Source organism: Streptomyces sp. NPDC005141 (genome assembly GCF_053599975.1).
In genome coordinates, this window is the sequence record NZ_JBSFYW010000127.1 from 1 (window position 1) to 7,116 (window position 7,116).

General features: G+C 73.3%; 3 protein-coding genes and 1 pseudogene. 1 reads left to right on the forward strand and 3 read right to left on the reverse strand.

The genetic code is table 11. The annotated features are described in order from the left end of the window. Window positions 1-101: 101 nt before the first annotated feature. The 3 genes from ACWD68_RS41195 to ACWD68_RS41205 all read right to left on the reverse strand — a co-directional run bounded on the left by ACWD68_RS41195 (window position 102) and on the right by ACWD68_RS41205 (window position 5,410). Window positions 102-893, reverse strand: coding sequence for a S1 family peptidase (locus ACWD68_RS41195; RefSeq protein WP_451811604.1), 792 nt, complete (start codon window positions 891-893; stop codon window positions 102-104). A 703-nt stretch (window positions 894-1,596) separates the two neighbouring features. Continuing rightward, window positions 1,597-4,446, reverse strand: coding sequence for an ATP-binding protein (locus ACWD68_RS41200; protein ID WP_451811605.1), 2,850 nt, complete (start codon window positions 4,444-4,446; stop codon window positions 1,597-1,599). A 151-nt stretch (window positions 4,447-4,597) separates the two neighbouring features. Further along, window positions 4,598-5,410: a response regulator transcription factor gene (locus ACWD68_RS41205; protein WP_451811606.1), complete on the reverse strand. Its 813-nt coding sequence runs from the start codon at window positions 5,408-5,410 to the stop codon at window positions 4,598-4,600. Between the two features lie 132 nt (window positions 5,411-5,542). Between ACWD68_RS41205 and ACWD68_RS41210 the strand changes: the two are divergent. Beyond that, window positions 5,543-6,892 (forward strand): annotated as a pseudogene (locus ACWD68_RS41210) (AMP-binding protein); the annotation flags it as partial. Between the last annotated feature and the right edge of the window lie 224 nt (window positions 6,893-7,116).

Genomic DNA, 7,116 nt, shown 5'->3' on the forward strand with positions numbered 1-7,116 from the left:
ACTGTGGGCACCGATGAAGCCGAGGGTGGCTGCGTTCCGGCGTGGAGGCCCGCAACGCCCCCCGGTATTTACCTGAGGGGTACTCAGGAGATCTTCGGTGACTACGAGTTGACCTGCGTGGTCACAAGGCTGGAGAACGTCGTCAGGCGGGTGTACACACCCGGGTAGCCGGCCTCCGCGCAGCCCTCGCCCCAGGACGTGATGCCGGCCAGCACCCCGCCGATGAGGAGCGGGCCGCCGCTGTCGCCCTGGCAGGTGTCGACGCCGCCGGAGGTGTAGCCGGCGCAGACCATGTCGGTGGCCACGAAGTCGGAGCCGTACGAGCTCGCGCAGCTGGAGTCGGACACGATCGGGACGGTCGCGGTGCGCAGCTGGTTGGAGGAGCTGCCGTTCTCCGAAGTGGTGCCCCAGCCGATGATGCGTGCTGTGGCGCCTGTCGCGTACACACCGGTGTCCGAGGAGGAGACGTACTTCGCCGTCGTGTACGACATCGACGTCGACAGGGTCAGCACGGCCACGTCGTCGCCGTTGGTGGCGTCCGTGTAGCCGGGGTTGATCCAGATCTTGCTGACCTTGCTGACAGTGCCGTTCGTGCCGTTGAGGTACGTTCTTCCGCCCACGACGCGAACGCTGCTGGTGGTCTCGCCGACCATGCAGTGGGCGGCGGTCACGACCTTGTTGGCGGCGACCAGGGTGCCTCCGCAGAACTGGTTCTGCGAGGCGTCGGTGATCTGCATCATGAACGGGTACGCGGTCGTCGTGGTCGTCGTGCCGCCGACGATCGGCTGGGGCGCGGCTGCGGCGGAGGGGGCGCCGAGCAGTGCGGTCGCGGCGGCGGCAGCGGTCGCCGCGCAGACGGCGGCGGTCTTCTTGGCGCGGTTGAGCCCGAGCATGGGTCTCCTTGGAGGTTGCCGGTGGGGGGACGCGCGGGTGTGGGGGGGTGAGGCACGACGCCTATGGGTGGGGCGCCGTGTGCCCGAGCGAGCGGCACGACCACACGCTAGGGCGTGAGACCGCTCTCACCAATGAGGGAACCCCCTAGTGGGCGTGGGGGAGGGAAAACCCTTGCCCGGGGCGAGCCGTGTTTGACACGGGCGCCGCCCGGTTGGTCCCGGGCCGGGCGCCACGCCCGCTGACGTCCATTCAGCCGAAGCGAGCCGCCCCGCGCCGAACCCTCACCGACTCCGACTGGCCTACTCCGCAGCCCGACCGACTACGCGAGGCATCTCCCGGGAGCCCGACCGGCTCCGCGCCGACCCGCCCCGGAGCCCAGCCGGCTCCGCGCCGACCCGCCCGGGAGCCCGGCCCGCTCCGCGCCGACCCGCTCTGGGGCCTTCGGGCTCCGCGCCGACCCGCTCTGGGGTCTTCCGGCTCCGCGACGACCCGCCGCCGAGTCTCCCCGGCTCCGACTGGCGCACTGCGGAGCCCGACCGGCTCAGCGCTGCCCCGCTCCGGAACCTGACTGGCTCAGGGCTGCCCCGCTCCGGAACCTGACTGGCTCAGGGCTGCCCCGCTCCGGAACCTGACCGGCCTCGAGCCGCCCCGCCCCGGAGCCTCACGCGCCGCGCCGTTCCCGGTCGTCGGTCGGGAAGGTGCTCAGTCGGGCCTGCGTTCCGCCGCCAGCCGCACGATGTCCACCCGCGACCGTATCCCCAGCTTCCGGTACACCCGGGTGAGGGTGGCCTCCACGGTCTTGACGCTGATGAACAGGCGCGCGGCGATCTCGCGGTTGGTGGCGCCCTCCATGACCAGGGCGGCGACCTGGCGCTCGGTCGCGGCGAGGGTGTCGAGGGCGGCGGAGGCGAGGGGCGGCGCGGCCGGAGGGGCTGTGGACGCCGTCTCGACCTGACGGAGCCAGGGCAGCGCACGGCAGCGCCGGAAGAGCCGGGCCGCCTCGTCGTAGGAGGTGGGTCCCGGCACGGGGGTCCCCCCTGCCCGAGCGAAGCCGAGAGCTTGGGGGAGGGTGCGCAGACCGGCGAGGGCGTAGGCGGCGCGAGCCTCTTCCAGGCCGTAGCCCAGCTTGGCGAGACGGTCCTGCGCGGACGCCAACTGACGTTCTGCGGAGCCCTGTTCGCCGCACGCGGCGCGGACCAGGGCTTCGGCGCGGTCGAGCACCGCGAGGACGCTCTCGCGTTCCAGCCGCAGGGCGCGTCGGCGGGTCACGTCGATGACGTCCTGCGCCTCCACGATCTCGCCGATCCTGACCAGTGCCTCGGCGAGGTCCCCGTGCCAGCGGCCGCGGGCGGGGTCGACCACACCGAGTCCCTCCTCCAACTCCCTGACCCGGCGCAGGGAGTGGACCGCGGCCGGCGCGTCCCCGGCGACCAGCTGGGCGTGTCCGAGGGCGCCCAGGGCGCGCGAGAGATAGACCAGGTCTCCGTCCTCCTCGGCGCGGTCCACGGCCTCGTGGGCGAGGGCGAGCGCCCGGTCCACGTCGCCGCCCGCCGCCTCGGCGAGCGAGGTGAACATGGCGGTGGCCGCCTCGCCGATGCCGGTGTCGCGGGCCAGCCGCAGGCTCTCCCGGGCCAGGTCGAGGGCGCGGCCGCAGTGACCGGAGCGCAGTTCGGTCTCGGCGAGGCCGCGCAGGAAGTGCAGTTCGCTCTCGACCATGCCGCGCCGCTGCACCTCGCGCAGCAGCGCGGTGATGGCCGTACGGGCCTCGGCCAGCCGGTCGCCCATGATCAGCCAGCGGAAGCGGGCGGCACCTGCGCCGTTGTGATCGCAGGCGACCCGGGGATCCTGCGGCTCGCGCATCGCCCGCTGGATGGTCGACGGCGCGTCCGGATGCCCCATCAGGGTCTCCATCTGCGCCTGGAAGCCCAGCGCGAGAAGTTCGGTGCGCCGGTCCCCGGCGCGGGCCGCGAGCCGCGCGGCCCGGGCGGCCTCCTCACGGGCCTTGGCCATCTCGCCGTCCATGAGCAGGGCCCGCCAGGCGAGTTGGTAGCGGACGAGGGCGAGCAGCCCGGGGTCGTCGCCCGCGTCCGCGAGCGCCTGCGGGAAGACGGCGTCGATCTCGGCCATGGCCTGTCCGGCGGCGTCGACGACGACCATCCAGGCCCGGACCCGGTCGGCGGGTGCGGTGGCCCGGGACAGCACCTGCCGCGCGATGTCCCGCGCGAGATCCGTCTCCCCGGCCGTCAGCGCGTCCTCGGCCGCCTGCAGGCGCCGTTCGTCCGCGCCCGGCCGGGTGTCGGCCGGTGTGTGCCGGGCGGCGAGCAGCCCGAGCCCGACGGCGACGGAGGGCGCCCCGCGGTCGCGGGCGGCGGCCGCGGCCTCGCCGAGCCGGGCGGCGACCGCGGGGTCCGTTCCGGTGGTGGCGAGGGCGAGGTGCCGGGCCCTCTCGATGGGGTCGGAGGCCGCAAGGGACAGGGCGGCGTGTGCGGCGCGCCGCTCCTGGGCGTCGGCCTCCGCGTACAGGGCGGCCGAGACGAGGGGGTGCGCGAACCGGATGCCGGGCGTCTCACGCTCGGTGGCGAGAAGGCCGAGGGCGGCGGCCGAGGCCGTGTCCGCCTCGGCGTTCTCCCGCCCCGCGGCGTGCAGCAGGGCCAGGGTCGGTCGGGCTCCCGCGCTCACCACCAGCAGGGTGCGGCGGGCCTCGGCGGACAGCATGTCCAGGCGGCTGAGGACGAGCGCGCGCAGCGACGTCGGCACGGGCAGCGGCTCGCCCGGGCTCGGCGGGGTCGGGGACTCGGCGAGGGCGCGGCCCAGCTCCAGGGCGAAGAGCGGGTTGCCGCCGCTGGTGCGGTGGATGTCGCGCACGGTGGAGCGGGGCAGGCCGGTGTAGCCGCGCTGGCCCAGGAGTTCGGCCACCTGGGCGCGGGCCAGCGGGGCGACCCGCAGGGCCAGGGTCTCCGGCGGGGACGCGCGTAGATAGCGATCGTGGTCCTGTGTCCCCGGCTCGGTGTCCGTGCGGACGGCGCACAGCATGCGGACCGGGGTGCCACCGAGCCTGCGGGCGGCGAAGCCGAGCAGTTCGGCGCTGGCCGGGTCGAGCCACTGCAGGTCGTCGGCGACGATCAGCACCGGCCCCTGGGCGGCCAGGGCACGGAACGCGGACAGCACCGCCAGCCGCAGCGCCAGCCCGTCGCGCTGGAGGGTGGATTCGCCGCGGCCGGTGAGCGCCGACTCCAGGGCGGTGCGCTGCGGGGCGGGCAGCCGGTCGGCGATCTCGTCGACGACCAGACCGAGGAGGTCGGCCAGCGCGAGGAAGGGGAGATGGGATTCGGACTCGGTGGCCGAGCAGCGCAAGACGGTCCGTGCCGATTGGGCGCATTCCGCGGCCAACGCCCGCAGGACGGTCGACTTTCCAATTCCCGCCGGACCGTGCACGAGCACACTGCCACCGTCGGAGAGCTGCTCGCGTGCCCCCGCGAAGAGTTCCTCCCGGCCGATGACCAGGTCGGGGCGGGATCTCGCAGGTTCCTTGAAGTCCCCTCGCACGGTCACCGCTCCCCTCGTGTGTCGTGTCCGGGCCAATGTTAGGCAATGTCTCTTTGAATTTCGGACAGTCGGGGTGGTGAGGGAAATAACAGCGGCTGCGCATAACTCATTTCAAGGCCCGGCGGATTGAATGGGGAGCGCCAGGAGGGGTGCTCCGTTACGGCAGCAGACCGGCCCGGCGCGCGGCGACGACCGCCTCCAGACGGGTGTGCGCGCCGAGCCTGCGCATCGCCGAGCGCAGATACCCCTTCACGGTCTCCGGACGGAGCCCGAGCCGCTCGGCGGCGTCCGCGTTGGTCGCGCCCGCCGCGACACAGGCGAGGACGTCCACCTCGCGGGGAGCGAGTCCGACCTCGTGCGCGGTCCCCGCGGACGGTGCCGCCGCGTCGGCCAACCAGCCGCACACGGAGAGGAGTTCGGCCCGCAGCGCGGGGTCGGCGATCCGTGGGGCCAGCGCCCGCAGCGCCCCGTGCGCCTCGCGCACCCCCTCCCACGCCGCGCCTCCCGCCTCCGGGCCGGGCTCATGGGCGAGGGCGAGGAGCACGCGCACCTCGTCCCGTACGACGAGCGCCTGCTCCACGTCCCGGGCCGCCGCGACGGCCGCACCCAGCGTGCGGTCGCCCAGGGGCTGGGCCGTCCGCAGGGCGCCGTACAGCACACCGCGCACCCGGCGTCGTACGACGACCGGAACCGCGAGGACGGAACGGAGCCCCTCCGTCGCCACCGCCACGTCGTACTCGTGGCTGATCTGCCGCGAGGCCGAGTAGTCGCTCACCGTGCACGGCCGGGCGAGGGCCACCGCCTTGCCGCCCAGGCCGTTCCCGGAGGAGACGGCCAGCGAGCTCAGCGCGGGCGTCGCCGTACCGCTCAGTTCGCTGATGCGCACCAGCCGGCCGCCGGAGTCGACCAGGCCGCCGAACGCGACCGGCAGCCCCGTCGCGCGTCGCAGCCGCACCAGCGCGCCCCGCATCTCCACTGCCTCGGCTGTGTCTGCTGCCACCTGCTCGCCCCTTCATCGCGGCGCACCCCCCGTTCGGGGGTGGTGAGACCTGCATCACGGAATACACGATGGTAGGCGGCGGTCCGGCAACGAGGAGGACACATGACGGCGACGACGGGTGCGACGGACGAGTTCCGCGCCGCGCGGGACTTCCTGCTGGAGCACCGCGCGGACTACACCAAGGCCTATGAGGGCTTCAGCTGGCCCCGCCCGGAACACTTCAACTGGGCGCTCGACTGGTTCGACGTCATCGCGCGGGACAACGACCGCACCGCCCTGCACATCGTCGAGGAGCACGGCGATCGCGTCGAGGTCTCGTTCGCCGCGATGTCCGAGCGCTCCGACCGGGTGGCCAACTGGCTGCGCGCCCAGGGCGTACGCGCCGAGGACCGCATCCTCGTCATGCTCGGCAACCAGGTCGAGTTGTGGGAGACGGCCCTCGCCGCGATGAAACTGCGCGCCGTCGTCATCCCGGCCACCCCGCTGCTCGGCGCCGCCGACCTGGTCGACCGGGTCGAGCGCGGCCAGGTGCGGCACGTCGTCGTCCGGGCCGAGGACACCGCGAAGTTCGACGAGGTGCCCGGCCGCTACACCCGTATCGCGGTCGGCGGCACCCGGCCCGGCTGGCAGGCGTACGAGGAGACGGCCGCCGCCGATGCGGCCTTCGAGCCGGACGGCCCCACCCACGCCGACGATCCGCTGATGCTCTACTTCACCTCGGGCACCACCGCCCGGCCCAAACTGGTGGAACACACCCACGTCTCGTACCCGATCGGCCACCTGGCCACCATGTACTGGATCGGCCTCGAGCCCGGAGACGTCCATCTGAACATCTCCTCGCCCGGCTGGGCCAAGCACGCCTGGTCGAATCTCTTCGCGCCGTGGAACGCGGAGGCGACCGTCTTCCTGTACAACTACACGCGCTTCGACGCGAGCCGCCTGATGGAGGAGATGGACCGGGCCGGCGTCACCACCTTCTGCGCCCCGCCCACCGTGTGGCGCATGCTCATCCAGGCCGATCTGAGCCGGCTGGGCACCCCGCCGCGCGAGGTCGTCGCCGCGGGCGAGCCGCTGAACCCCGAGGTCATCGAGCAGGTCCGGCGCTCCTGGGGCGTCACCATCCGGGACGGCTTCGGGCAGACGGAGACCGCCGTCCAGGTGTCCAACAGCCCCGGCCAGCGGCTCAAGACCGGCTCCATGGGCCGGCCCAGCCCCGGCTTCCGCGTCGAACTGCTCGACCCGGTGTCGGGCGTGCCCGGCGCGGCGGAGGGTGAGATCGCCCTGGATCTGTCCGAGCACCCCGTGGGTCTGATGACCGGCTACCACGGCGACCCCGACCGTACGGCGGAGGCGATGGCGGGCGGCTACTACCGCACCGGCGACATCGGCGCGCTCGACTCCGACGGCTACATCACCTATGTCGGCCGGAGCGACGACGTGTTCAGTGCGTCAAGAGCAGGTGGAATATTTTTCCTAATGGAGGTAGCGGCCTGACCTGCGAAAACGCAGAACCGGGCCTCAGACTCGACGAAGCCCCCGTGTTCCGGGAGGGAGCCGGGGGCTTCGTCGCGCCGCTAGGGCCAATGCCGTTGCTTTTGTCGTGGGCGTAGGCTGGTTGGCAGTGGGTTCCGGGGGTGGTTGGGGTGGCTGCGAGCGCGTCGGACTTATCGGGTCTT

Excerpts from the sequence above, each read along its gene's own strand:
- ACWD68_RS41205 (WP_451811606.1), bottom strand. The coding sequence starts at position 5,410 with ATGCGGGGCGCGCTGGTGCGGCTGCGACGCGCGACGGGGCTGCCGGTC.
- ACWD68_RS41195 (WP_451811604.1), bottom strand. The coding sequence starts at position 893 with ATGCTCGGGCTCAACCGCGCCAAGAAGACCGCCGCCGTCTGCGCGGCG.